The organism is Nocardia stercoris, assembly GCF_003696265.1.
Classification (GTDB): domain Bacteria; phylum Actinomycetota; class Actinomycetes; order Mycobacteriales; family Mycobacteriaceae; genus Nocardia; species Nocardia stercoris.
The window spans coordinates 1-1,733 of sequence record NZ_RFFH01000046.1 but is presented as its reverse complement, the minus strand read 5'-3'; the positions used below and the strand labels follow the sequence as shown (position 1 = coordinate 1,733).

At 56.3% G+C, this 1,733-nt stretch carries 1 rRNA gene; it reads left to right on the top strand.

What is annotated here, in order from left to right:
* Nucleotides 1–199 precede the first annotated feature (199 nt).
* Nucleotides 200–1,716: ribosomal RNA gene (locus EBN03_RS33480) — 16S ribosomal RNA — on the top strand.
* The last annotated feature ends 17 nt before the right edge of the window (nt 1,717–1,733 follow it).

Below are 1,733 nucleotides of genomic sequence, written 5' to 3'. Positions count from 1 at the left end.
GTGCGTGTGTTCTTTGAGAACTCAACAGTGTGTCGATGAATGTCAGTGCCAATAATTTATTGGTTCCGATACCTTTCACCCCCGTGAGGGTGTCGGACATTTAGTCAGCAAATACTTTTGCTGGCGTTTTGTTTTGCCAAGGTTTTCGGACTCTGGTTAATTCTTCTGATTACACCCTTCGGGGTGTGGTTGAGAGTCTTCAACGGAGAGTTTGATCCTGGCTCAGGACGAACGCTGGCGGCGTGCTTAACACATGCAAGTCGAGCGGTAAGGCCCTTCGGGGTACACGAGCGGCGAACGGGTGAGTAACACGTGGGTGATCTGCCTCGCACTCTGGGATAAGCCTGGGAAACTGGGTCTAATACCGGATATGAGCCGGGAATGCATGTTCCTGGTTGGAAAGGTTTACTGGTGCGAGATGGGCCCGCGGCCTATCAGCTTGTTGGTGGGGTAACGGCCCACCAAGGCGACGACGGGTAGCCGGCCTGAGAGGGCGAACGGCCACACTGGGACTGAGACACGGCCCAGACTCCTACGGGAGGCAGCAGTGGGGAATATTGCACAATGGGCGAAAGCCTGATGCAGCGACGCCGCGTGAGGGATGACGGCCTTCGGGTTGTAAACCTCTTTCGACAGGGACGAAGCGAAAGTGACGGTACCTGTATAAGAAGCACCGGCCAACTACGTGCCAGCAGCCGCGGTAATACGTAGGGTGCGAGCGTTGTCCGGAATTACTGGGCGTAAAGAGCTTGTAGGCGGTTCGTCGCGTCGATCGTGAAAACTTGCAGCTCAACTGCGAGCTTGCGGTCGATACGGGCGGACTAGAGTACTTCAGGGGAGACTGGAATTCCTGGTGTAGCGGTGAAATGCGCAGATATCAGGAGGAACACCGGTGGCGAAGGCGGGTCTCTGGGAAGTAACTGACGCTGAGAAGCGAAAGCGTGGGTAGCGAACAGGATTAGATACCCTGGTAGTCCACGCCGTAAACGGTGGGTACTAGGTGTGGGTTTCCTTCCACGGGATCCGTGCCGTAGCTAACGCATTAAGTACCCCGCCTGGGGAGTACGGCCGCAAGGCTAAAACTCAAAGGAATTGACGGGGGCCCGCACAAGCGGCGGAGCATGTGGATTAATTCGATGCAACGCGAAGAACCTTACCTGGGTTTGACATACACCGGAAAGCCATAGAGATATGGCCCCCCTTGTGGTCGGTGTACAGGTGGTGCATGGCTGTCGTCAGCTCGTGTCGTGAGATGTTGGGTTAAGTCCCGCAACGAGCGCAACCCTTATCTTATGTTGCCAGCGCGTAATGGCGGGGACTCGTGAGAGACTGCCGGGGTCAACTCGGAGGAAGGTGGGGACGACGTCAAGTCATCATGCCCCTTATGTCCAGGGCTTCACACATGCTACAATGGCCGGTACAGAGGGCTGCGATACCGTGAGGTGGAGCGAATCCCTTAAAGCCGGTCTCAGTTCGGATCGGGGTCTGCAACTCGACCCCGTGAAGTTGGAGTCGCTAGTAATCGCAGATCAGCAACGCTGCGGTGAATACGTTCCCGGGCCTTGTACACACCGCCCGTCACGTCATGAAAGTCGGTAACACCCGAAGCCGGTGGCCTAACCCTTGTGGAGGGAGCCGTCGAAGGTGGGATTGGCGATTGGGACGAAGTCGTAACAAGGTAGCCGTACCGGAAGGTGCGGCTGGATCACCTCCTTTCTAAGGAGCACTTCTAC